This is a genomic window from Rhodococcus sp. YH3-3, from assembly GCF_001653035.1.
In the GTDB taxonomy this organism is placed as follows: domain Bacteria; phylum Actinomycetota; class Actinomycetes; order Mycobacteriales; family Mycobacteriaceae; genus Rhodococcus_F; species Rhodococcus_F qingshengii.
The window spans coordinates 188,371-210,374 of record NZ_BCWH01000001.1 but is presented as its reverse complement, the minus strand read 5'-3'; the positions used below and the strand labels follow the sequence as shown (position 1 = coordinate 210,374).

Annotated in this window: 20 protein-coding genes and 1 pseudogene; 7 read left to right on the top strand and 14 right to left on the bottom strand. The window is 62.8% G+C overall.

The features are described from left to right. The first annotated feature begins 158 nt into the window (after positions 1 to 158). The 3 genes from YH3_RS01120 to YH3_RS01110 are packed head-to-tail and all read left to right on the top strand — an operon-like array spanning position 159 to position 5,049. Positions 159 to 2,258: a hydantoinase/oxoprolinase family protein gene (locus YH3_RS01120; protein ID WP_003946077.1), complete on the top strand. Its 2,100-nt coding sequence runs from the start codon at positions 159 to 161 to the stop codon at positions 2,256 to 2,258. After that, positions 2,258 to 4,201, top strand: coding sequence for a hydantoinase B/oxoprolinase family protein (locus tag YH3_RS01115; protein WP_007735492.1), 1,944 nt, complete (start codon positions 2,258 to 2,260; stop codon positions 4,199 to 4,201). The genes YH3_RS01120 and YH3_RS01115 overlap by 1 nt, the downstream gene beginning before the upstream one ends. Before the next feature lie 14 nt (positions 4,202 to 4,215). After that, complete coding sequence (locus tag YH3_RS01110) at positions 4,216 to 5,049, top strand: NmrA family NAD(P)-binding protein (protein ID WP_003945973.1); 834 nt, start codon at positions 4,216 to 4,218, stop codon at positions 5,047 to 5,049. Between the two features lie 6 nt (positions 5,050 to 5,055). On the opposite strand, the gene YH3_RS01105 is transcribed toward YH3_RS01110, so the two are convergent. Genes YH3_RS01105 through YH3_RS01085 form a run of 5 tightly spaced genes read right to left on the bottom strand, consistent with a single transcriptional unit; the run spans position 5,056 to position 9,480 of the window. Next, positions 5,056 to 6,066 (bottom strand): YdcF family protein, encoded by a 1,011-nt coding sequence (locus YH3_RS01105; protein WP_064442851.1) that lies wholly within the window; start codon positions 6,064 to 6,066, stop codon positions 5,056 to 5,058. Between the two features lie 22 nt (positions 6,067 to 6,088). Beyond that, positions 6,089 to 6,898 (bottom strand): ABC transporter ATP-binding protein, encoded by an 810-nt coding sequence (locus YH3_RS01100; protein ID WP_054831935.1) that lies wholly within the window; start codon positions 6,896 to 6,898, stop codon positions 6,089 to 6,091. Continuing rightward, positions 6,898 to 7,680, bottom strand: coding sequence for an ABC transporter permease (locus YH3_RS01095; protein WP_238592578.1), 783 nt, complete (start codon positions 7,678 to 7,680; stop codon positions 6,898 to 6,900). The genes YH3_RS01100 and YH3_RS01095 overlap by 1 nt, the downstream gene beginning before the upstream one ends. Before the next feature lie 2 nt (positions 7,681 to 7,682). Next, on the bottom strand, positions 7,683 to 8,465 hold the full coding sequence (locus YH3_RS01090; RefSeq protein ID WP_007735497.1) for an ABC transporter permease: 783 nt from the start codon (positions 8,463 to 8,465) through the stop codon (positions 7,683 to 7,685). Between the two features lie 10 nt (positions 8,466 to 8,475). Then, a complete protein-coding gene (locus tag YH3_RS01085; RefSeq protein ID WP_054781165.1) occupies positions 8,476 to 9,480 on the bottom strand; it encodes an ABC transporter substrate-binding protein in 1,005 nt (334 codons plus the stop codon). A 195-nt stretch (positions 9,481 to 9,675) separates the two neighbouring features. On the opposite strand from YH3_RS01085, the gene YH3_RS01080 reads away from it, so the two are divergent. The 3 genes from YH3_RS01080 to YH3_RS01070 are packed head-to-tail and all read left to right on the top strand — an operon-like array spanning position 9,676 to position 11,696. Continuing rightward, the gene (locus YH3_RS01080; RefSeq protein WP_007735498.1) at positions 9,676 to 10,452 is read left to right on the top strand and encodes an IclR family transcriptional regulator; all 777 of its coding nucleotides are present in this window, start codon (positions 9,676 to 9,678) and stop codon (positions 10,450 to 10,452) included. Positions 10,453 to 10,454: 2 nt separating this feature from the next. Continuing rightward, positions 10,455 to 11,267 carry an alpha/beta fold hydrolase gene (locus tag YH3_RS01075; protein ID WP_050656903.1) on the top strand — a complete coding sequence of 271 codons (813 nt, stop codon included), beginning with the start codon at positions 10,455 to 10,457 and terminating at the stop codon, positions 11,265 to 11,267. A gap of 42 nt (positions 11,268 to 11,309) precedes the next feature. Then, positions 11,310 to 11,696 (top strand): RidA family protein, encoded by a 387-nt coding sequence (locus YH3_RS01070; protein WP_003946047.1) that lies wholly within the window; start codon positions 11,310 to 11,312, stop codon positions 11,694 to 11,696. Between the two features lie 13 nt (positions 11,697 to 11,709). Here the strand turns inward: YH3_RS01070 and YH3_RS01065 are convergent, their stop codons facing one another. The 9 genes and pseudogenes from YH3_RS01065 to YH3_RS01025 all read right to left on the bottom strand — a co-directional run bounded on the left by YH3_RS01065 (position 11,710) and on the right by YH3_RS01025 (position 20,906). After that, complete coding sequence (locus YH3_RS01065) at positions 11,710 to 12,960, bottom strand: reverse transcriptase family protein (RefSeq protein ID WP_082654901.1); 1,251 nt, start codon at positions 12,958 to 12,960, stop codon at positions 11,710 to 11,712. Between the two features lie 240 nt (positions 12,961 to 13,200). Next, positions 13,201 to 14,126: pseudogene (locus YH3_RS01060) on the bottom strand (ABC transporter substrate-binding protein). A 41-nt stretch (positions 14,127 to 14,167) separates the two neighbouring features. After that, the gene (locus YH3_RS01055) at positions 14,168 to 14,875 is read right to left on the bottom strand and encodes a class II aldolase/adducin family protein (RefSeq protein WP_047271865.1); all 708 of its coding nucleotides are present in this window, start codon (positions 14,873 to 14,875) and stop codon (positions 14,168 to 14,170) included. Continuing rightward, a complete protein-coding gene (locus YH3_RS01050; protein WP_003946051.1) occupies positions 14,872 to 16,026 on the bottom strand; it encodes an LLM class flavin-dependent oxidoreductase in 1,155 nt (384 codons plus the stop codon). Before YH3_RS01050 ends, YH3_RS01055 begins: the two co-directional genes overlap by 4 nt. After that, complete coding sequence (locus YH3_RS01045; RefSeq protein WP_030537944.1) at positions 16,023 to 17,132, bottom strand: LLM class flavin-dependent oxidoreductase; 1,110 nt, start codon at positions 17,130 to 17,132, stop codon at positions 16,023 to 16,025. Before YH3_RS01045 ends, YH3_RS01050 begins: the two co-directional genes overlap by 4 nt. Then, positions 17,129 to 18,169 (bottom strand): ABC transporter substrate-binding protein, encoded by a 1,041-nt coding sequence (locus tag YH3_RS01040; RefSeq protein ID WP_007735503.1) that lies wholly within the window; start codon positions 18,167 to 18,169, stop codon positions 17,129 to 17,131. Before YH3_RS01040 ends, YH3_RS01045 begins: the two co-directional genes overlap by 4 nt. After that, complete coding sequence (locus tag YH3_RS01035) at positions 18,153 to 18,995, bottom strand: ABC transporter ATP-binding protein (RefSeq protein WP_007735504.1); 843 nt, start codon at positions 18,993 to 18,995, stop codon at positions 18,153 to 18,155. Before YH3_RS01035 ends, YH3_RS01040 begins: the two co-directional genes overlap by 17 nt. Continuing rightward, a complete protein-coding gene (locus YH3_RS01030; RefSeq protein ID WP_003946011.1) occupies positions 18,992 to 19,849 on the bottom strand; it encodes an ABC transporter permease in 858 nt (285 codons plus the stop codon). Before YH3_RS01030 ends, YH3_RS01035 begins: the two co-directional genes overlap by 4 nt. Before the next feature lie 4 nt (positions 19,850 to 19,853). Further along, positions 19,854 to 20,906, bottom strand: coding sequence for an NrtA/SsuA/CpmA family ABC transporter substrate-binding protein (locus YH3_RS01025; protein ID WP_054187223.1), 1,053 nt, complete (start codon positions 20,904 to 20,906; stop codon positions 19,854 to 19,856). Positions 20,907 to 21,153: 247 nt separating this feature from the next. On the opposite strand from YH3_RS01025, the gene YH3_RS01020 reads away from it, so the two are divergent. Then, complete coding sequence (locus YH3_RS01020) at positions 21,154 to 21,903, top strand: IclR family transcriptional regulator (protein WP_030537941.1); 750 nt, start codon at positions 21,154 to 21,156, stop codon at positions 21,901 to 21,903. The last annotated feature ends 101 nt before the right edge of the window (positions 21,904 to 22,004 follow it).

Sequence of the window (22,004 nt, the reverse complement as noted above, 5' to 3'; positions counted from 1 at the left end):
GCCGAACCTTGGTCCCCCGATTCGGCGAATTGTGACAAAGAATCCGCTCTTCCGAACCTGTGGAATAGCTCTACACGTCAGGTACGAGCCACTCACCGGCTAGGCCGCAACCGTCGATCGGTACCAGACGAGACGAGCCAAAGATCTCAGGAGGAAGCGTGGAACCCAGGAAGATTCGGGTCGGTATCGATACCGGCGGAACGTTCACCGACATCGTGGCAGTGGACGACGAAACCGGCGCCATCGTCACCACCAAGACCCCGTCCACCCCGGCGGACCCCGCCGAGGGCTTTCTCGCCGGTATCGAGAAGGTACTCGCCAAGCTCGGTGAGAGTGGCGACTCGATCGGTGCGGTCAGCCACGGTACGACCGTAGCGACGAACAAGCTGCTCGAAGGCAAGGTCGAGAACCTCGGCTTCATCACCACTGAGGGCTACGAGCACGTTCTCGAAATCGCTCGTCAGTCGGTGCCGGACGGTTACGGCAACTCGTACTTCTGGGTCAAGCCCGAACGCATCGTCCCCGCCGATCGTGTACGCACCGTCGGTGGACGCCTTTCCTTCGACGGCAGCGAGATTCGTCCGCTCGACGAAGAGAGCGTTCGCAGCGCAGCGCAGTTCTTCAAGGACCGCGGGATCCGGACCATCGGCGTCTGCCTCATGCACTCGTACGCCGATCCGACGCACGAGGAGCGCGTACGCGACATCCTCTTCGAAGTTTTCCCCGATGCGACGGTGAGCATCTCGAGCCAGGTGCTGCGTGAGTACCGCGAATACGAGCGGTCCATCACCACACTCGTGGACGCCGCGGTCAAGCCGAACATCCGCAACTACGTGAACAACATCGCGAATCGTCTGCGTGAGTTCTCGACCACCGACGGTGAACCCCGCGACATCCCGTTCTACGTCATGAAGTCCAACGGCGGTGTCCTCTCGGCCAAAGAGGTTGTTCACCAGCCTATTACGACAGTCCTGTCGGGACCGGCCGCCGGAGCCCTCGGTGCTGCGCTGATCGCCGACGCCGCCGGCGTCGAGCAGGTGTTGACCTGTGACGGCGGCGGAACGTCGACGGATGTCACCGTCGTGGTTCGCGGCGAGCCCGCGCTGACCACCGAAGGGCGAGTGGGCAACTACCCGTCGAAGATCCCGATGATCGACGTCGTGACCGTCGGCGCCGGTGGTGGGTCGATCGCGTGGATGACGCCGGAACACACCCTCCGAGTCGGCCCTCAGTCGGCCGGCGCCGATCCCGGACCGTTGTGCTACGGCAAGGGCGGCAGCGAACCGACCATCACCGACGCGCACGTCCTGCTCGGTCGCATCCCACCCCACCTGCTCGGTGGCGAGATTCCTCTCGACACGGAATTGGCTCGCAAGGGCCTCGAAGAGCTTGCAACACAGCTCAGTCTGGGCTTCGAGGAGTGCGCGGTCGGCGTCCTCGAGGTCTCGGCGTGGAACCAGGCCAACGCCCTGCGTCAGATCACCGTCAAGCGTGGCCTCGACGTTCGCGACTTCACCCTCGTGACGTTCGGCGGCTCCGGCTCCCTGCTCGCCTGCCGTCTCGTCGACATCCTGGGTCTGAAAGACGTTCTCGTCCCGCTCAATCCGGGTAACGTCTCCGCGTTCGGTCTGCTGACGGTCGATGTCCGCAACGACTACGTCCAGACGCATGTCAGTCGTCACGACCGGTTGAAGGCTGAAGACCTGCAGAGCCAGTTCGACGCGCTGGCCGGCGAAGCCGAGATCGCGCTTGCCGAAGAGGGTTTCGACGAGACGCAGCGCAAGTACTCCCGTACTGCGGATCTGCGCTACCTCGGTCAGGCATTCGAGGTGCGCGTCCCGGTGGCGGAAGGTACCGTCACGGCGCAGATCATGGACGACGCGGCCGAGGCGTTCCACCAGGCGCACCGCGAACTGTACGGCTACGACTTCCGGGGAGACCCGTCGCAGCACGTGGAATGGGTCAACCTGCGCGTGAGCGGCATCGGCCCGATCAAGCGTCCGACGCTCAAGGAGATCCCCGCCGGCACCGGCGCCGACACCGCCCGAACCGGTTCGCGGCAATCGTATTTCGACAGCTGGGTCGAAACTGCTACCTACGACCGCACACTGCTCGGTGCGGGTGACGTCATCGAAGGACCGGCCGTGATCGAGGAGTTCAGCTCGACTGTCCCGATCCACCCCGGATTCTCGGCACGTATCGACACCTTCGGGAACATTCGTATCTCGAAGTCTTCCGACTCGAACGGAGTGAAGTGATGACCGCCATTCTCGATGCTGCTGCTGCCACCGCGGCCAAGCCGTACCGACTCACCGCTACCGACGGCGCGTCACCTGATCCGATTTTGGTCGAGATCGTCGCCGGTTACCTCGCCAGCGTGGAAATGGAGGTCGAGACCTCCATTTCGCGCACCTCGCGCTCACCGATGATCCGTGACGCTCACGATTTCCGCGCCGGTATTCACGACCGGAACCTCCGCAAGCTCACGGGCCGTTCGTATTCCGCGCTGGTGCATCCGATCGCCCGGGACTTCCCACTCGAGACGATGAAGCCGGGAGACGTGTACTTCCACAACGACGTCTACCTGTCCGAAGGTGGCATCGGCCATCTCCCCGACCTCTGCGTCACGGTGCCTGTCTTCGCCCGCGTCACTCCCGATGCCGAGCCGAAGGTTGTTGCGTTCGTTCAGGCATTCGGTCACCACGACGACATCGGCGGTTGCTGCCCCGGCTCCATGCCGTCCGGCGCGACCACGGTGTACGAAGAGGGACTGATGGTTCCGCCGATCAAACTGTGGGACCAGGGAGTTCCCAACGAGGCGGCGCTGCGCATCATGACGCGTAACTCCCGCATGCCCGACGCTCTCGCAGCTGACCTCGACGCCGAGTGCTCGGCGTGCCTGATGGGTGCGCGTCGACTCACCGAATTGTTCGAGCGCTACGGCGTCGACACCGTCGAGTCGTGCTTCGACGCGATGATGGACGCGACCACCGAGACGTACCGTCGCGAGATCCTCAGCAAGATCCCAGTTGGTGAGTACACGTGGGAGGACTACGCCGAGCACGACGGCGTCGACGAGCCGATGCTCCACATCCAGCGCATCACGCTCACGAAGACGCGGCCGGAGGACGAGGGCGGCGAGCGACTCATCCTGGACTTCAACGGAACCGGACCGCAGGCAAAGGGCCCGATCAACCACTGTGGTGACTACGCGGACGGAAACTTCCTCATCAAGTGGTTGGCCCCGATTCTGCGTAACCTCGCGGACACCCCGGAGCGCATGGCCGAACTGGATGTCAACGAGGGCGTCGTACCGCTGATCGAGATGAAGTTCCCCGAGAAGGGAACACTGATCACCCCGATCTTCCCCGCTCCCACCAACGCTCGCACGTTTGTCATCCTCCGTCTGCTCGGAGTGCTGGCCGGCGTCGTGGCCAAGGCTGTGGACGGCAACATGCCCGCCGATCAGGAGACCATCAGGTACACCGGTGTTTACGGTGAGGACTTCGAGGGTCACTCGTACCTCATGCGTGAGGTGCTCGGCGGAGGTTCCGGCGGACGCTACTACGCCGACGGCGAGGACACGATTCACGTCGTTCCCGATTCACGGAACCTGCCGACCGAATTCACCGAGAGCCGTTTCCCCTTCATCGTCGAAAAGCTCGGTCTGGCCATGGATTCGGGCGGAGCCGGACGCTACCGCGGCGGTCTGGGATACGAGAAGCACATCCGCATGCTCAAGGATGCTCACTTCATGTCCATCGCGGACCGTTCGATTCTCGCCTGCTGGGGAGTCAAGGGTGGCAAGGCCGGTCGGCCGTTCTCCGTCGTCCTGGATCCGGGTGGACCGAACGAGCGTGAGTTCGACGCGCTGACCGATGCCGAGCCGATCAAGGCCGGCGAGGTCGTACGGATTCGCACCACCGGTGGTGGCGGTTGGGGAGATCCACTGGAGCGCCCGACCGAAGAGGTCTTGCGAGACATTCAGTGGCGCAAGGTTTCCGTAGAGGGTGCACGCGACGACTACGGCGTTGTCGTCGTGATCGAGGGTGACGAGCCGACCGTCGACGAGGCTGCTACCACGGAGCTACGGGATCAGTTGCGCTCGGAACGCGGTGAGAACGAACCCTTCTTCGATCGGGGTCCGGGCTACGCGCAGCTTTCCGGTGGCGCCACCTCAGCGGTCTACGACTACGTCTAGGACGGAAAACTCTCATGGAGAACGGAATTGCTCGCGGCGCCGACATCGCGGTGATCGGCGCCGCGGGTAAGACCGGTGAGGCAGTCGTCGCTGCACTGCCGCCGAGCGTGACAGTTCGGCGACTGGTGCGAAAGGCGCGTGTCGACGGGGACTTCGAGGTAGAACTGGAAACCGGAAGCGGACTGCGCAAGGCGCTCGCCGGGTGCCGAGGCGTGTACTTCATTGCCCCGAACGTCCATCCCGACGAGCCCGCACTGCTTCGCAATGCGCTGACGGCAGCGGCATCGGCGGGAGTGGAGCACTTTGTCTATCACTCCGTCGCGTGGCCGTTCAGCCCGTCCATGCCGCATCACCTGGACAAAGCCAGGTGTGAGGACGAGCTGCATCGTTCACCCTTGAAATGGACTGTGCTGCAACCGTGTGCGTACGCGCAGAATTTCGAGGCGGTACTCACTGGTCGGTCTGACACCATCGTCCTGCCGTACAGCGCGGAAACGAAGTTCTCGTTCGTGAGTTTGGCGGACGTGGCGGCTGTTGCCGCGGTCGTACTGAGCGAGGGCTCGGGTGAACATCACGGAGCGACGTACGAGGTGGGCGGCCCGCAAGCTCTGAGCGTCATGGAGGTGGCACAGATGGTGGAAAAGCAGACGTCACGGACCGTCGCGATAGATCAGATCAGCGTGGATCAATGGCGCGAACAGATCGGCAGCAGCCTTGACGTCAACGCCAGCTCGCGTCTGGCGGCGATGTTCGAGTTCTACAACCACCACGATTTTCTTGCCGGCAGCGCGGCCGTCGAACTGCTTCTGGGTCGCCGACCGATGGCCGTCGAGAGCCTGATTCGCTGAATCCGGCTACGAAATGCCTCCTGCCGCCCAGACCACCAGTGGGGGCAGGGCGGCCAGGATCAGGCAGACCGTTCCGTTGAGCCACTTGTGCTCCACCGTGACGGCGGCGAACTCGCGCAGAATGGCGCTCGGCAGGTAGTACCGGGCGGTGTGGGAACCGATGACTTCCGCATCCAGATCGAGGCTTCGGGCAAACGTCGCAGTTCGGAGGATGTGGAAGTTGCTGGTGACCAGCACCATTCGAGGCTTCGTGGTGTTGGCACGGAGAAGGTCCCTGGTGTACTCGAGGTTCTCGAGCGTGGTGGTCGAGCGGTCCTCGAGAATCACGCTCTCGCGCGGTATCCCGTGATCGACGAGGTAGACGCACATTGCCTCCGCCTCGCTGACCACCTCGTCCGAACCCTTCCCACCGCTCACGACCAACAGTGGTGAACGTCCTTCGCGGACCTCGGCGCGAAAGACGTCGGCCGCCTTGTTCAGACGGCTGGCAAGCAGGGGCGTCACGTCGGCGCCCGAAAGCCCGGCGCCGTGAACCACTATCGCGTCCATCCCGGGCTGGTACTTCTGGCGTCCGTAGACGTAGGAGTAGAGCAGAAAGCTCGTGAACAGAAACCCCAGGTACGACGCGACCAGGCTGAACGATCCGAGAACGACTGCGAGCCAATATCTCTGCGTCAGCAGCGCTGATGCGAGCAACACGTAGGGAACGAGCAGGCCGAGTCCGGCGACGAGTGAGAGCAGATTCGCGACGCTGAATCCCTCGCGCCGCAGCATCGTGACTCCGTTGACGATCAGGAATCCTGCAAGCATGAGCACCAGCAACGGCGAGAGCAGAGCGATCGTCGCGATGACGAACGACGGGACCTCGGTTCCCGGCGCACCCGACTGCAACATCCACAGACCGGTGAAGATCAGTCCGAGAAGTAGGTAGACGCCGTTGCTCAGCCTCCGTCGATCCTGCCTGAACCGGTAGCCGCAGAATCCGAGCAGCGCGAGGCCGATGAGGAGAAGGATCACGGAGCCAGCCTAGGCGAGGCGCTTACGACACGGGCGCCACCACCTTCGACTGCTGGATCGCGGACAGGACCCTGGTACGGCACTCGATGAACAGTGGGTCTGCCTTGGTGGTCAGTTGATCTCGAGCTCCGGTCAACGGGACGTCGACGATGTCCTGCGTCAATGCCGGAGTTCCGCCGAGTACGACCACTCGATCGGACAGGTACACCGATTCGTCGACGTCGTGGGTGACGAGGAGGACGGTGATGCCAAGATCACGCTGAAGCGTCAGCAGCAGGTCTTCGAGTTCCGCGCGGGTCTGCGCATCGACCGACGCGAAGGGTTCGTCCATGAGGAGTACCTGCGGCCGATAGGCGAGAGCGCGAGCTATCGCCACTCTCTGCTGCATTCCGCCGGACAACTGCCAGGGGTAGGAACGCGCAGCACCGCCTAGACCGACAACGGCAAGTGCATCGCTAACCCTCTCGTTCTGAACCTTCCGCGCCAGACCGTTGCCCCGTAGCGGCAGGCGAACGTTCTCGCCCACTCGAAGCCACGGCATCAGTGTGCGTCCGTAGTCCTGTGACACGAGAGCCAGCGTGGCCGGCGGTGCATCGATCGCGATCCCGGCGATGCGGACCTCACCAGTGGTCGGCTTCTGCAGACCGGCGATGCAACGAATCAGCGTGCTCTTGCCGATGCCGGAATGGCCGACGATGCAGACGATTTCTCCGGGTGCAACGGACAGATCGATGCCGCGGAGCACTTCGCGGCCGGTGGGACCGCCGTAGGTCACCCCGAGGCCGCTCAGTTCGACTGCGGGTATCGATGCCGCAGATTCTGTGGATGACATCAGTTTCCTTTCACTGCGAGAGCGTCGTGGGTCCGCGGCTGCCATCTGAGCAACCATCGTTCGATCACGCCGTATCCGAGGTTGAGCACGTATCCGATGATTCCCAGCAGGAGAATTCCGGACCACATGTCGGCGATCGCGGAGGTCTGTTGCGCGACGATCACGAAGTGACCGATTCCTGCAGTGGAGACGTACATTTCGCTTCCGACCATGATGACGACACCGATCGCGAGACTGGTGCGGATACCGACTGTTATCTGCGGCATCGCTCCGGGGAGGAGTACCTGCGTCACCAGGAGGGGTGTACGGATCCGGTAGCTGCGCGCCACCAATCGGATACTCGGGTCGATGGAGCGAATGCCGTCGAGGGTGTTGAGGAGTATCGGCCAGACCGCGCCGAAGGCGATGGCGGCAACGTTACCCGTCGAACCGGTTCCGAAAACGATGAAAAGTGCGGGTAATACGGCCAGCGCCGGAATAGCGCGGAAGAACTGGAGAAACGGATCGGCAATGTCGGCAGCCAGCGGGAACAGTGCCAGCAGGAGACCGGCACCGACGCCGACCGCCAGTGCCACGGCGAGACCGAAGGCAAGGTTGGTCAAGCTCGGTACGACGTCGTGGGCGAATCCCGGACCGAACCAGTTGTCCACAAACGCTTTCCAGATACGTGACAGCGGCGGGAAGTAAGGCGACTTGCTCGACTCCGAACCGAAGTACCATACGACGACGATCAAGATCGGCAGCCACAACTCCCACGCGAGGAGTCGAAGTCCTGACATCATCTTCACGTCGTCATCCTCCTCGGGATGTAATGCCAGGCAAGTAAACGATTCTCGATCGCCATCACGGCGAAGGCGAGCAGCATTCCGAGTAGTCCGGCGACGATGATCAGTGCGAACATTCGATCGGGAACGGATTGGCTCAGCAGGATCTCCTTACCGAGTCCCGGCACGCCGGCGATCAATTCTGCACCGATGGTCAGCAGCAAGCTCAGTGTTGCCGAGATGCGAATCCCGGTGAAGATGTAGGGCATCGACGCCGGTGCGACGACGAGAGCGAGCCTGCGCCACAGTGGAAGTCGGAAGGATCGTGCGGTGGCCAGCAGTTCCGGGTCGACGTTGCGCACACCGTGAATCGTCTGGAGCAGAATCGGCCACACACTTACTGCCACGATCAGTGCCACCGCCATCCGTTGCGTCGGGCCCATGATCAGCAGAAAGAGCGGAATGATTGCGAGCGGCGGAACGGTTCGGCAGAAGTCGATGACGAAGCGGGAGGAGACCGTCAGGAACGGGTGCGCGGCGAGCAGCAGCCCTGCCGGGATTCCGATCACCAGGCACAGCGCCAATCCGATCGCCGTGGTGGTCACCGTTTGTCCCAGTGATGTCCACAACGAGGACGTGCCGAGCTCGTTCACAAAGGCCACTGCCACGTCGCTGAACTTCGGAATACCTTTGACGTCCTCGTCGCCGAGCATTCCGAAGATCTGCCAGGCGGCTGCCAACGCGAAGAGCGTCAGCAGCCGACCGAGCAGAACCTGCCTGCGGCGAGTCTGCAGGGTTGTCAAGGCGGACAACTCAGTTGGCCGGGGTCAGCAGGGATTCGGCCTCGACCGAATCCGTCAGTACCCCGTACTTGACCAGCAGTTCGATCTCCGTGCCGAGAGCACCCGGTTCCACTACTGCGACGAACTGAGGATTCTTGCTGTTGGCCAGCATTTCGAGCGGAATCTTGGCTTGTGTCGAGAGTGCAGCCTTGACCGCGCCCGGATTCTGATTGGCGTAGTCAACTGATTTGGCAAGCGCGGTACGGAATTTCGCGAGTGAGTCAGGGTTCGCATTGACAAACGATTCCGAAGCGACCAGCGAGGTCCCCGGTACACCGGGTGCGGCCAAGGGGAAGGGGTGGCCGAGGATCTTCAGCCCCGAGTCGGTTGCTTTACTCAGGAACGGATCGATGAGGAATGCCGCGTCGGCCCCGCCGGTGGAAACCAGGTCGCCGAGGTTGGGCATGGGCGCCTGAATGAACGAGACCTTGTTCGCTGCTCCGCCGGATTTCTCCACCGCGGCAGAGATGACTGCTTCGCTGACGGACTTCAAACCGCTGATCGCGACGGTCTTGCCTTCGAGGTCACGGAAGCCGCTGATGGAACTGTCCTTGGCGACCACGAGACCGGACTGGTCGACGCTGTCATTTGCGGCAAAATTCGTGAGCCCGCCGACAATGGTGACGGGCATGTTCTGGCTCCGTGCCTGAATTGCGGCAGCGGCAGTCGTGGCTGCCATATCTGCATTTCCGCTGAGCAACAACGGAATTTGAGCCGAGGAACTAGCGCCGCCCTCCACGAGTTGGATGTCGAGTCCCTCATCGGTGAAGTACCCCTGCTCCATGCCGAGCCAAATCGGTGCGAAGTCCGCGATCGGCTGAGGTGCGATTCGAATCGTGGTGGTCTGGGTGCCCCCGTCGTCGGAGGCCGTGGCGTCGCTCGAACAGCCTGTCAGTGCCAATGCCGCGGTCGCGACTGCGGCCAGGGCAACAACTCTGAACCGTGGTGTCGACCGAAGGGTAAGTCCAACCGTCATGTCCGAAAACCTCTCGCTGGGAAAGATATGACTTCCTTGCCGGTAATCCGGTGGGAAGGTGAAGACGCTCAAAGAATTCCGTACGCCGGAACGATTGTTGTGACTATAGTAATTTCCTAGGCGAATGCCAAGGGTTTTCCAAGAACACGAGATTTCGGATCGCCGGGTACATCCACGGCACCGGGAGGGGATCGGATGACGAAGGGTTCTGCGTCCGCCGTCGACAAAGCGTTGGATCTACTCGAGGCCATCGCGCGCTCGACCACGCCGATGAAGCTCAGCGAACTGGCAGAAGAAGTCGGGATGCTCCGCCCGACTGCGCACCGAGTGCTCGGAGAACTCGCGAACCGTGGTTGGGTCTTCCGCTACGACGGTCGCTATCTCCCCGGCCCGGCTGCACTGCAGGTTTCCCACGAAGCGGCAGCGCATTCGTTGGCGGCCTTGTGCGATCCGACCATGCGGGTGCTGTCCGAGAGCACGGACATGATGGTGAATCTGCAGGTTCTCGAGAGCGGCGGGACGCGGATCATCGCGGCGCTGCGTCCCGAGCGACTCAAGATGATCACTCGTATGCTCGGGGATCTGCTTCCGCCGCACCGGTTCGCGGGTCCGCTCGCGTTGGTGGCGGCACTCGAGGACAACACCCGGGCGCCCTACCTGGCGATGGTGGAGAAGAGTGGCTATCCACTGGAAGGACCCACCGGCTTTCTCGCCGACATCGCCGAGACGCAGAAAACCGGATTCGCCGTTGTCCACAAACGATCTCAGGACATCATCGGTTCGGTCTCGCGTGCAGTGTCTTCCCGCAAGGGGTCTCCGCTCTGTGCGTTGACGGTGATCGGTTTCGATACCGACTTCGATGCGAAAACGACGCGAATGGTCGAAGAACACCTGCTGCGGGCCACCGATGAAGTGCAGCAACTCCTCACTGACCACACTTCGGGCAAGCGCCCGTCCGACACAGGAGAATAAGGATGATTTCACGGACCGAGGGCTTCATCACCGTCGCAGACGGCGAACGGGTCTGGTACGAGACTGCCGGCGAGGGCCCGGATCTGATTCTCACGCACGGTCTCGGCGGAAATGCGGCCGTCTGGTACCAGCAGGTGCCCTACTTCGCTCAGCACTATCGGGTGATCAGCTGGGATCAGCGAGGATTCGGCCGCTCTACCAACGAGAACGGCAACCACGGCCCGGTAGCGGCAGTCTCTGATCTGATCGAAATCATGGACCTGTTGGCGGTTGATCGAGCGCACGTGGTCGGCCAGTCGATGGGCGGTTGGGCCGCATTGGGGACCGCGATCGCTGTTCCGGACCGGGTGGAGTCGGTAGTCCTGGCCTGCACGACCGGCGGCATTCCCGTCGGATTCGGTCCGGACAGCGCACCTCCCCTCACCGCAGCACCCGTCACCGCGCGGCCCCTGGGGGAGCATCCCGCTGTGGGCGGACGGTTGCCGAGCTTGGACATGGCGAGGGCATACCTGTACCAAGCTCTCGGCACCTTCGGTCATCGCCCACCTGACACCGAGTTCTTCCGAATTCTCAAGGCCCACAACTACTCGCCGAGCGATCTTGCCGCGGTGACGGCGCCGGTTCTGCTGATCGCGGGCGAGCTGGACGATTTGATGACACCCGAGCGGATTCGCAGCGCCGCCGAGTTCCTGCCCCACGCCGAAGTGGTCGAACTTGCCGACCGCGGCCACTCCCCCTATTTCGAGGACCCACACGCGTGGAACGAGTTGGTGGCGCACTTCCTGGCCGATGTTCGTGCGCGCCCAGTGCGCTGAAACGCCAACTCGTCACGCATATTCTAACTCCGAGGAGATCTAATGGATTCATCTCAGACCGTCGAGTTCATCCCACCCGCTTTCGATACGCCGTTCTCCACCGGAGTGCGCGTCGGAGACGTTCTGTATCTGTCGGGTCAGATCGGCATGCTCCCGGACGGGACTTTGGCCGACGGCTTCGAAGCGCAGGCTCGTCAGACCATGGAGAACATCGTGGCTTCGTTGATCGCTTACGGTTCCGGCGTCGAAGCAATCTTCAAATGTACTGTCATGCTTGACGACATGTCTCGTTGGCAGGAGTTCAACAAGGTCTACCTCGAGTACTTCCCGGCGTCGAGACTGCCGGCCCGCAGTGCGTTCGGAACAGACGGACTGGCACTGGGTGCGCACATGGAGGTCGAATGCATGGCCTACACCCCGCGGGTCTGACTGCTCGCGGGCACTAACCGTCCCAATCCACACGTTCAGCCAGGCGCAGCAATGTGCGTCGGCGTGTCGTGCTGGTTTCGCCGATGTGCGCGATCCGGCCGTAGATGTGGGCGCGGAAGTTCTCGATACCGTCCCGATTCTGTTCCTGCGCCGAAGTATTGGCGGCATTGTGCAGCAGGGCGCGCAAGCGATCGTAGTCGTCGCGCGGATACGAGGGTTGGTCGTTGATCACCAGCCCGGTGAGGTGTTGGCGTCGATGAGGGCGCATCACCTTGGTCTTTCGTGGATGGATGGCAAACCCTTCGTCTCTGGCGATCTGCTCGACCGTCCAGAGGAGGGTGCCGACGTCGGCTACTTCGATTCCGGAGAACGCGAGGTCGTCGGCGTATCGGGTGTAGGTGAGCCAGTTCGCTTGTGCGAGTCCACTCAAGCGGATGTCGAGTTTGCGTGCGACGAGATTCGCCAGTGCAGGAGAAGTGGGTGCGCCTTGCGGAAGATGCGCGGTGCGTAGCTGTGATGCCTGTGCATACGGTAGGCCGCGCAGGGTATCGGCAGGTGTTGCAACAGTGCACAATCCGGTGAGAACGCCTGCCACTGCGGGTGGATAGCCGAGGGCGGCGAAGACGGCATGAACGCGGCTGCCGCTGATCGAAGGGAAGAACTGCGCGAGGTCCGCGCCGATCACGATTTCCGACTGTGCGTGCGGCGCTGCAAAAGTCAGAGGGCTTCGACCACGGACAAATCCGTGTGCCGCGTCGTGCGGGGGCACCAGGTCTAGGATGCGGCGCAGGATCTTCCGCTGAATTTCGCGCAATCGGGGTTTCGGTACCTCGAGGAGGCGAGCGCCGGCCTTCTTGCTGATCTGCATCGGCCGGTAGTGGCGTAGCGGTCGGGGTTTCGTGCGGAGCCATTCCCCTCGGTCGGCGAACCACTCGAGTTCGGAGATCGTCAGATCCAGTGAACGAGCCAGGTCCACACTGGTGTTGTAGCGGGGAACGTCGAACCGCCACACCGAGGTTTCATTGGTGTCCAGTGAGAGAGGAACAGGCCGCAGGCGAGGTAGTTCGCGAAGCAATCGATACAGAGTCTGCGGTTCGAACGGTGGAGCGGGCATGAGGTCGAGAACGCGCACTGCCAGGAGCGTCGGGGAAACGCCGAAGACGGTTCCGAATGCCTCCTCGAGGCCGCTGAGGGTCCACGGAGCGTCAGCGGCCGCAACGGCCAGACGACGCGCCAACTCGGGATCGAGCTCGAAGTCACGCATGATTCGACTCCGGGATGCGACGGGGCGGGGTGACCAAATCCTTTGTCCGGTGCGGCGGCAAGCACGCGGAGCGTGCCGAACGCCGGTGGACGCAGTATCCAATTCTTCTGGCCGACCCAGGGGTTACCCCTGAGACTGGTCGCGTGGACCAACTCTCACCCACGCGCCGCCGCATTCCTTCACAATGGCAGACCGTTCGGTATCTGTCACGTGTGAAGCGGATCTGTCAGGAGTGGGTCCTCAGATCGACGAACGATCCGAACCGACGAACTCGCTGATCCACGGCACGACTGCTTCGCGGACGGTGACCGCTTTCGGCAGTAGTCCGTTGCTCAGCAGGAGATCGGCCGCGCGCTGCTGCTCGTCCAGGAACTCGTCGGTGACAGGGTTGACACCGAAAGGACGTCCCAGGCAGCGAGGCTCGCGGCCCCGCCACGCTTCTCGACGTCGTCGACGAAGACCTGGGCGGCTTCGCGGGGGTTGGCTTCGATCCAGGCGTCGGATTCCTGCAGGGCCTCGATGATCGCCTGGAGGGCCTCCGGGTTGGTATCCGCGAAATCGCGCCGGGTGAACCACAGTGAGGGGTGGCTGAAGAGTCCGTCGGTGGCGATCAGCGTGCGCAGTTCGTGGTTCGCTTCGATGTCCGTCAGCCCCGGGTACGCGCCAACCCAGGCATCGATGGTGCCGTCGACGAGGTCCGCTCCACCACCGCGTACGTCGGTGTCGACGGGGACGATGTCGGACCAGGTCAGCTCCGCCTGATCCAAGGCGAACAACAGAAGTGTGGTCTGCCACGATCCGTGCGCGATGCCGACGCGCTTGCCACGCAGGTCCTCAACCGTGTTGATCTCGGACTCTGCCTTGACTACCAGGCGCCCGTTCTCCACGCGGGGGCCGGAGATTCCGATGTAGACGAGATCGCGGCCCTGGGCCAATCCGGTGACGGGCGGCGTGAATCCGGTTCCGATCACGTCGTATCCGCCCTCCTCGAACAGCCAGTCCGAGTGCAGGGTCGGCAAGGCGTTTTCCGGGTTCACTGCAGGCTTGGCGGGAAGCTCACGCAGGTCCACCCACTCGACATCGGGGAGACGGCGTTCGAGGATTCCGGTGTGGCGCAGTACGAACAGCGAATTGTTGTGTGGGAAGTATCCGACGCGAACGGTCATGAGATCTACGGTTTCCTGTTCTGAATCAGTGATGGGGGTGTCTAGATGAGGCCGCGTCGACGCGCCTCGTCGGCGAGTCCGCTGCGGCCCCACTGCACGGCGAGGTTGGACGGATCGAATTCGACCGAACCGCCGAGGGATTCGGCGATCGCCTGGAACTGTGCGCCCTCCTCGAGGAGGACGACGAACTTCGCGAGGTCGAGCAACCCGCTGCGGCCGATGACGTTGACCCCGCCGTTGGCTTCGAAGATCGCCACCAGATCGGGATCGTGTTCGAGACGCTCGAGAATGAAATCGCCTGCAGAACGGGACCGATCGATGTGCGGCGGAATCTCTCGGGAGAGCGTCAGCCTCTGCGAAGCCGCATAGCGGATGGGTAGCGTCCGATGTGTCTGTGCCCAACCGCCGAGCCACGGTGTGTGGATGTGGACAACGCTGGTGATTTCCGGATGCTGACGGAAGACCGATGCGTAGCCGGTGACAAATCCGGCCGATCCGTTGCCGGACAGCACCTCTCCATCGAAGGTGGCGACAACCGGTGACACCGACGGATCGTTCGCCCACGGTCCCGGATCGTTCAGGGCGACCGCGATTTCGGTGCCGGGTACTCGTTCGACGAAGTTGACGGTCCCGTTGGCTGCAACGGTTCCGGTCTTGCGGAAGACGTCGAATGCTTTGTCTGCTGCTTTGCGAGCTTCTTCGACGAATGCTGCGGTATCGGTGTCGAGTCGAGTTTCGGTGGTGGTCATCGAGTCTCCAGTCCAGAAGGTGTGATCGGGGTGCGCTGCAGGAGGGGAAGAACTTCTTCGCCGACGCGGTATGCCTCTTCGAGATGCGGGTTACCGGCGAGGATGAAGGCGTCGACGCCCAGTTCGCGCAGCTCGTCGAGTCTTTCGGCGACCTGCTCGTAACTGCCGACCAGTCCGAACGCCGGTCCGCCGCGGATGAGGCTGAAGCCGCACCACACGTTGGGTTGCACTTCCAGATCTCGGTAGCCGGTGATGTGTTCGGGTACCCAGCCTTTGATGCGGGCGGCGCCCACCGAGTCACCCTGGGCTGCACGGTCGGCGGCCCCCTTGTCGACGAAGGCCCAGCCTTTCTCGATCTCGGCCCACGCGGCTTCTTCGGTGTGCCGGGCTACGACGTCGATGCGTACGGCGAATTTCGGCGTGCGTCCCAGTTTGGCCGAGTTCTCCCGCACGCCGTCGATCTTGGCTCTCAGATCGGCGTACGGTTCCAGCCAGGAAAGGTAGTAATCGGAGTGCAGTCCGGCGGCGGCGACGGCTGCGGCCGAAGATCCGGAGAAGTACACCTCGGGAAACGGTTGGCCGGCAAGCCCGGGTGGCAGTGCAGCGCCGTGGGTTTGGAAGAAGCGACCGTCGAAGTCGAAAGGTTCACCGTCCCACACACCTTTGAGGACATCGAGGAACTCGGACGTCCTGGTGTAGCGATCGTCGTGGTCGACTTTGTCGCCCCACCACAGCTGAGGCGCTCCGCCTCCACCACTGATGATGTTGTAAACCAGACGTCCGCCGGTTGCTCGCTGCAGACTGGCCGACATCCGCGCTGCCTGGACCGGGTGAAGGAACCCCGGTTGGAACGCAACCATGAAACGGTAGGTGGTGGTCTCGGCGGCCAACGCTGCTGCGGTCGCCCACGGATCCTCGGTCATCGGGAAGGACGGCAGAAGTCCACCGAGGAACCCTGCGGACTCGGAAGCCTTTGCCACCGCTGCCATGTGGTCGATGTAGCTGTATCCGTCCAATTCGCCGCCGCGGATCGCGGGAGCAATGTTGCCCGGCCCGTATCCACCGGCATCGCCGCGGTTGTAGCGACGCGGAGTACGCAGCGACGCGTGGTCGCCTTCCATCCCGATCCGCCAATAGAAATCGATGCTCATGCGGTGGCCTTCTCTTCTGTGGTGGCCTTCTCTTCCTTGCGAATCCGACCCTCGGGATCGACCAGGTGCAGGAGATGCTCGCCCGCCCGGTGCAGCTCTTCGATGTGTGGCCGACCGGACAAGACGAAACCGTCCACACCGATATCGCGATACGACGACAATCGCTGCGCCACCTCCTCGTAGCTTCCGACGAGGCCGATACTGTGCTCGTAGCCGATGCGGTCGAATCCGGACCACAGGATGCCGCCCCGATCGATCTCGAGTGCAGCGGAATCGGCTTCTCTCAGTTGCCGTTCGACGCGAGCCCAGGCTTCGTCCGCTGTTTCCCTCGCGATGATCGGGATGCGCAGGACCTTCTCGACGGTCCTGCCGAGTTCGGATGCTCGGTCGTCGAGGGTGGTGATCCGTGTCGACAACTCGCCGCCGGCAAGGGTGAACTGATGGACATCGGCATGGTGGGCCGAGAGTTCCAGAGCTTCCGGTGAGTCCCCGGTCAGATGCACTCGGGGAAAGCGGAGTCCCGACAAGATGCCTCGGAATCCGCCGCCGAGTACGTCGTAGTATTCGCCGTCGAAGTCGTAACCCGTACCGCCGAATCCGCCAGGGAGAATCTGCTCCTCGTTCCATACGCCACGGGCCACGGTCAGGAACTCCGCGGCGCGCGCGTAGCGGTCGGCTCCTCGAACCACGTCGCCGCGAGCAGCGGCGTCTTCGGGGTCCGTCTCTACCTTCACTCGCCATTCGAGACGACCTGCCGACAGGCGCTGAAGTGTCGCCGACATTTTGGCGGCGTAGACGGGGGTGCCGAAAGTGGGGTGAAACTCCACGACCACTCGCGAATGACGCGTCTGACGTAGGGCGGCGGCTGCAACGATCCAGGATTCTTCGCCATTCGGATCGTACGGTGCGACAACGCCGTCGACGCCCGACAGTTCGGCGGCGAGAACGATCTGTGCCAATTCGTCGAAGGGCCCGAAGTTTCCGGGACGAACATCGGTCGCGACGGTAGTCGGTCGCTGCGGCCCGAAGCCGCCGCGACTGTTCAGTGCGGCCACCGCCCGGCGTCCGTCACCGCGAGACGGTAGCTCCCAGTAGACGTCCGTCATTCTGCTGTGCCCTTCTGCGCAACAAGGTTGCGTGCCTGTTCCAGTGGTTCGTGCGCCACCCAGGACTGCAGGTCGAAGTCGGCGGCAAGGAAGCCGTGCGCATACAGGAATTGTTTCTGCACGCCGAGCAGGTCCACACGCTCGTCAGACAGGCTCAAATGCAGTCCGGTGTGGAAGTTCTCGCCGTACGCTGCCACCACACCTTCGGGCCCCGACTGTGTTTCGGTTTGCAGAACGGCTCGGACCTCGTCGATGTTGGCTGCGGCCCAGTCCGCCGCTCTCAGGCTCTCGGCAAGGAAACCCACGACGATGTCCGGGCGCTGTTCGAGTAGATCGGCGTGAACTGTGATCGGTCGTGGGGTGCCGTTGTTGACGCGATCACGCAGGGAAGCAGTGGAATCGAGATCGACGGCCACCGCGAGACCGTGTTCGCGGGCAACTTCCTGGGCTCGGGCGCCCTTGACGTAGATTGCGTCGACGTCGCCGCGTAGCAGGGATTCGACGCCCCACGTCGTGTTGCGGGTGGACGAGGCGGTGCGGACCTCGGGGGCCGCCGTCGTCGCAACCTCGACGAGAGTGACGTCGGCAAAACTCAACTCGCCGAGTCGAAGTGCGGAGGCGAAGCCGTGCAGGGCCATGGCACGGGGGAAGCTCCTGGCCTGATCTGCCGCCCAGGCCGGGATGCCGATCCGAGCGCCTGCCAGAAGACCGGCTTCTCGGATGTCGGAGTCTCCGCGCACCAGGATTGCCTGGGCCTCGTCGATCCAGGTGAGCCCGATGAGCCTCGTCGGAGAACCACTGGCACGCGCGGCCAGTGCGGGGACGTTGCCGCCTTCGCGAATGAGTCCGGAGAGGTGGTGATCGAAATGGCGCACTGCCAATTCCGGTCCGGCATCTTGCAGTACGCCGAAACGCACTCCGGATTCGTTTGCCGTCCGGTCGAGCCAACCGAGACTGTTGGCGAGGCCGCTGGCGGTGGGAACGGGGCAGCGGGTGTACCAGAGTGTGTCGATTGCGGAATCAGCGATCAATGTCATGACTGTCCTGTCCGTCGGGGAAGGTGCGACCGACGCCGAGTTCCTTCAGGAAACTCGCTCGGTAGCGCAGAGATTCGGGATCGTTCCGATCGCGGGGGCGTGGTAGGTCGATGTCGACATCCACGGCAAACCCGCCCTTGTCGAGGATGAGCACACGGTCGGCAAGTCGTACGGCTTCGTCGACGTCGTGCGTGACGAGCAGTACTGCCGGACGGTGGCGGGCGACCAGATCGCCTACCAAGTCTTGCATTTGGAGCCTGGTCAAAGCGTCGAGGGCTGCGAACGGTTCGTCGAGCAGTAATAGTTCAGGTTCGCGAACCAGAGCACGAGCCAATGCGACGCGTTGGGCCTCGCCGCCGGAGAGGGTGGCCGGCCAGGCGCGGTGCTTGTCCGCGAGGTTGACCTCGGCGAGTGCGTTGCGTGCATTGTCGGTCACCTGACGTGACCGTTTCTGTCCGACTGTGACATTGGCCAGAACTCGCTTCGACGGGATCAATCGCGGTTCCTGGTAGACAACCGTGCGGTCGCGCGGAACCAGCACCTCGCCGCTGTCCGGTGCTTCCAAACCGGAGAGCACTCGCAACAGGGTCGTCTTGCCGGTGCCGCTGGGGCCGAGGAGAACGACGAACTCGCCGCGCGTGATCTCGAGGTCGATACCACCTAGAACAGTCTTGTCACCGAACGACTTACGCACTCCGGTGAGCGAGACCGCTACCGGTGATCCGGCACGTCGCTCGGCCGCGGTGGTGCCGGTCCGCTCACGGGCTGCCAACGGCGGCAGAGGTGCTTCGGTGGATGGCAGCGAGCCGATGGTTGTATTCGTCATCGCGCCACCGACAATCTCCGCCACGGCATGGAGTACCGCTCGATCAGTCTGACGATTGCGTCGAAGATGAGTCCCAGTGCCGCGTACATGACGATGCACAGAACCATGTAGTCGGTGCGGTTGTATTCCTGCGCCAGGGTGACCAGATATCCGATGCCCTCACGTGTGCCGACCTGCTCGGCGGCGATCAATCCGGTGATGCTGAGCGACAGGCAGATTCGAAGCCCCATCAGAACACCGGGGAGGGCGGTCGGAAGAATTGCTCCGAACACCAGTCGCCAACCCGTCAGGCCGAAACCTTGTGCCGCTTCCACCATCTTGCGATCGACTCCGCGCACTCCCAGGTAGGTGTACGCGTACATGGGGGCGACGGTCGCGACGGCGATCAGGACTACCTTGAAGGTTTCGTCGATACCGAACCAGGCGATGAACAACGGAACGAGCGCGAGGAACGGAACCGCGCGGTTGATCTGCATGGTCGAGTCGATCAGTTCTTCGCCGAGCGAGGAGAGACCGGACAGAACCCCGAGCACCAATCCGACGATCACACCGACCGAAACACCGAGTGCGGCACGTTGAAGCGACGCGAGACCGAAGTCGACCAACTGACCCGACTGGTACAGCTCGGCGAATGCCGTCCACACCGCCGGAGGTCCGGCCAGGATCTCTTCGCGGATCAGTCCGGTAGCGGATCCGATCCACCATCCGGCAACCAGCAGCGCGGGCACGAGGAAGCGGAGTGGGATCGAGACCCACTTGGGCCTGCTGCGATTGCGGCGGTAGCGGGGCGTTTCGAGTTGCGGATGCTCCACTGACGGCGACGCAGTTCGTGCGGGCCGGGTCAGCGTCACCATCGGGTCACTTCCCCTCGGTGGTGGGTGCTGCCGCTGCCGAACCTGCCACAGCACCCTGGAGGTCGAAGATCACGTCACTGCCCTTGATCGGCTGCTGGATCACCTTGTTGTCGGCGAACAACGTGGAGATCGATTCGAGGTCGGTAGCGTCGGCTGCAGTCGGGTAGCGGAAGTTGGTGATCTGGCCGCCCAGGGTGATCGCGTCGTCGAGTCGCTGTCCGGAGAGTGCGCGCGGACCGGTCTGTTCGAAGACGTTCTCGAATGCTGCCGGGTCGGCCTGCTGCTTCGCGGTGAGTTCCTGGGTGACCTCGAGGAACTTCTGGACCACTTCGGGATGCTCTTCGAGTACTACGGTGCGGCCGGCGATGATGGTGCTGTCCACGGAGTCGATGCTCGCCTCGGTTGCGATCTCGACCGCGCCCTTGGCCTTGGCCTCCTGATACGGAATCAGGAACGATGCCCACGCGTCGACCTGCCCGGTGGAGAACGCCGACGCCGCGTCAGCCTGTTGCAGCGGAACACGTTCGACGGAATCGATCGGCACTCCGGCCTGCGTCAGGGCCTTGAGCGTGATGTACTCGCCCTTGCCTGCAGGGTTGACGGCAATGCGCTTGCCGGCCAGATCTGTGACGGTCTTGATGCCGGACTCCGGAGTGGCGATGATGCCGGCCTGGTCCTTGTTGTACGGGTCGGACGTGGCGAAGATGCGGACACCCACGTCCTTGGACAGTGCGCCGACGACGGGACTGTATGCGCCGGTTTGGATGTCGAGTTCACCGCTGTTGAAGAGTTTGAGGTTGGAGCTGAATCCCGGTGTGGTCTTGACCCATTCGATCTTTGCGCCCAGCGGTGCCAGAGCCTCGTCGTAGGTTCCGTCACGCTTGCCGACGGCGATGGCACCGGAGTTTCCGGGATCGAAGACCTTGAGCGTGAAGTCTGCGCTGGAATTGCCTGCGGCGCTGTCGGAATCGGAAGACCCACACGCCACCGCCAACCCGGCCAGCGGGATCATGGCGAGCGCAGCGGCAGCTCGTGGCAGTCGGCGGAAGCGGGACATGTATGTGGCTCCTTCAGGCGTTGAATCGTCAGAACTGACGACGATGACGCTATTGGGTGCCTGTCCGTTTTACCCCCGTTTGTTTTCTGGAGATTGGAAATCTTGACAACATCGGAAGTCTGTTCATCTGGGCTTTTGTAGGTCCACGTTTGGTTCCTTTCCATCTGATGGAAAGGATGGCCGGACTGCTGGGTCCGTGTTAGCGTCCGATTCTCAGGTCGATCAGGCCACAGCGAAAGGATCGTTCGTGACGGACGCACGCGGCGCGGGAGTTCAGACGGTAACCCGTGCCCTGACCATGCTCACATGTTTTCGCAGTGGCGAAGAACTGGGAGTCTCGGAAGTTGCGCGGCGACAAGAGCTTGCGGTCAGCACCACGCATCGATTGCTGCAGTCGCTCGTCGACGCGGGATTTCTCGAGAAGGACGACGCAACCAGTCGGTATCGCATCGGCGCGGCGCTGGCGGCTTACGGACAGGTCTCCTACCGGCAGCATCGGATCTATCTGTCCGAGCCCTACTTGGAGCAATTGGCCGCGACGACAGGAGCATCCGCTTCCCTGGCAGTGCGAAGCGGAAGTGAGGTGGTGTTGCTCGGATTCAGTCGGTGGCGCGAGGCCGACGGGCACGTGCTCCAGGGTGTTCGCCTTCCCTTGCATGCGAGCGCACTGGGGAAGGCCTTTCTGGCTTGGTCCGATGTCGACGACTCCGAACTTGCTGCTCTGCCACGTGAAGCGACCACCCAGCGCGCGATCACCGATGTTGCCGGTATCCGCCGGGAACTGGAACTGACTCGCGAGCGAGGATACGGATTCAACGACGAGGAGTTGACCCCGGATTTCCGAACGATCGGAATTCCGATCATCGATGGATCTGGCACTGTGCGTTACGCTCTCGGGCTTCGTGGTCCGGTCGAGCTGATGATCGACGAACGGATTCCGTTTCTCGCCGACCTTGCCAAGGTGACTGCACGACAGATCGGTGAGGTCCTTCTCTGACGTGATGTGAAAGCGCTTGTGGCAGATCCGGCCGAACGTGATTACCGTTGAAGTCGAGGGCGCGATCACACAATGGCTACGCGACGTGACCGCGTCCTCGC

Bases quoted from the DNA above. Each gene is read 5' to 3' on its own strand.
- YH3_RS01115 (WP_007735492.1), top strand. From the start codon at position 2,258: ATGACCGCCATTCTCGATGCTGCTGCTGCCACCGCGGCCAAGCCGTAC.
- YH3_RS01110 (WP_003945973.1), top strand. From the start codon at position 4,216: ATGGAGAACGGAATTGCTCGCGGCGCCGACATCGCGGTGATCGGCGCC.
- YH3_RS01100 (WP_054831935.1), bottom strand. From the start codon at position 6,898: ATGTCATCCACAGAATCTGCGGCATCGATACCCGCAGTCGAACTGAGC.
- YH3_RS01095 (WP_238592578.1), bottom strand. From the start codon at position 7,680: ATGATGTCAGGACTTCGACTCCTCGCGTGGGAGTTGTGGCTGCCGATC.
- YH3_RS01085 (WP_054781165.1), bottom strand. From the start codon at position 9,480: ATGACGGTTGGACTTACCCTTCGGTCGACACCACGGTTCAGAGTTGTT.
- YH3_RS01080 (WP_007735498.1), top strand. From the start codon at position 9,676: ATGACGAAGGGTTCTGCGTCCGCCGTCGACAAAGCGTTGGATCTACTC.
- YH3_RS01075 (WP_050656903.1), top strand. From the start codon at position 10,455: ATGATTTCACGGACCGAGGGCTTCATCACCGTCGCAGACGGCGAACGG.
- YH3_RS01070 (WP_003946047.1), top strand. From the start codon at position 11,310: ATGGATTCATCTCAGACCGTCGAGTTCATCCCACCCGCTTTCGATACG.
- YH3_RS01065 (WP_082654901.1), bottom strand. From the start codon at position 12,960: ATGCGTGACTTCGAGCTCGATCCCGAGTTGGCGCGTCGTCTGGCCGTT.
- YH3_RS01055 (WP_047271865.1), bottom strand. From the start codon at position 14,875: ATGACCACCACCGAAACTCGACTCGACACCGATACCGCAGCATTCGTC.
- YH3_RS01050 (WP_003946051.1), bottom strand. From the start codon at position 16,026: ATGAGCATCGATTTCTATTGGCGGATCGGGATGGAAGGCGACCACGCG.
- YH3_RS01045 (WP_030537944.1), bottom strand. From the start codon at position 17,132: ATGACGGACGTCTACTGGGAGCTACCGTCTCGCGGTGACGGACGCCGG.
- YH3_RS01040 (WP_007735503.1), bottom strand. From the start codon at position 18,169: ATGACATTGATCGCTGATTCCGCAATCGACACACTCTGGTACACCCGC.
- YH3_RS01035 (WP_007735504.1), bottom strand. From the start codon at position 18,995: ATGACGAATACAACCATCGGCTCGCTGCCATCCACCGAAGCACCTCTG.
- YH3_RS01030 (WP_003946011.1), bottom strand. From the start codon at position 19,849: ATGGTGACGCTGACCCGGCCCGCACGAACTGCGTCGCCGTCAGTGGAG.
- YH3_RS01025 (WP_054187223.1), bottom strand. From the start codon at position 20,906: ATGTCCCGCTTCCGCCGACTGCCACGAGCTGCCGCTGCGCTCGCCATG.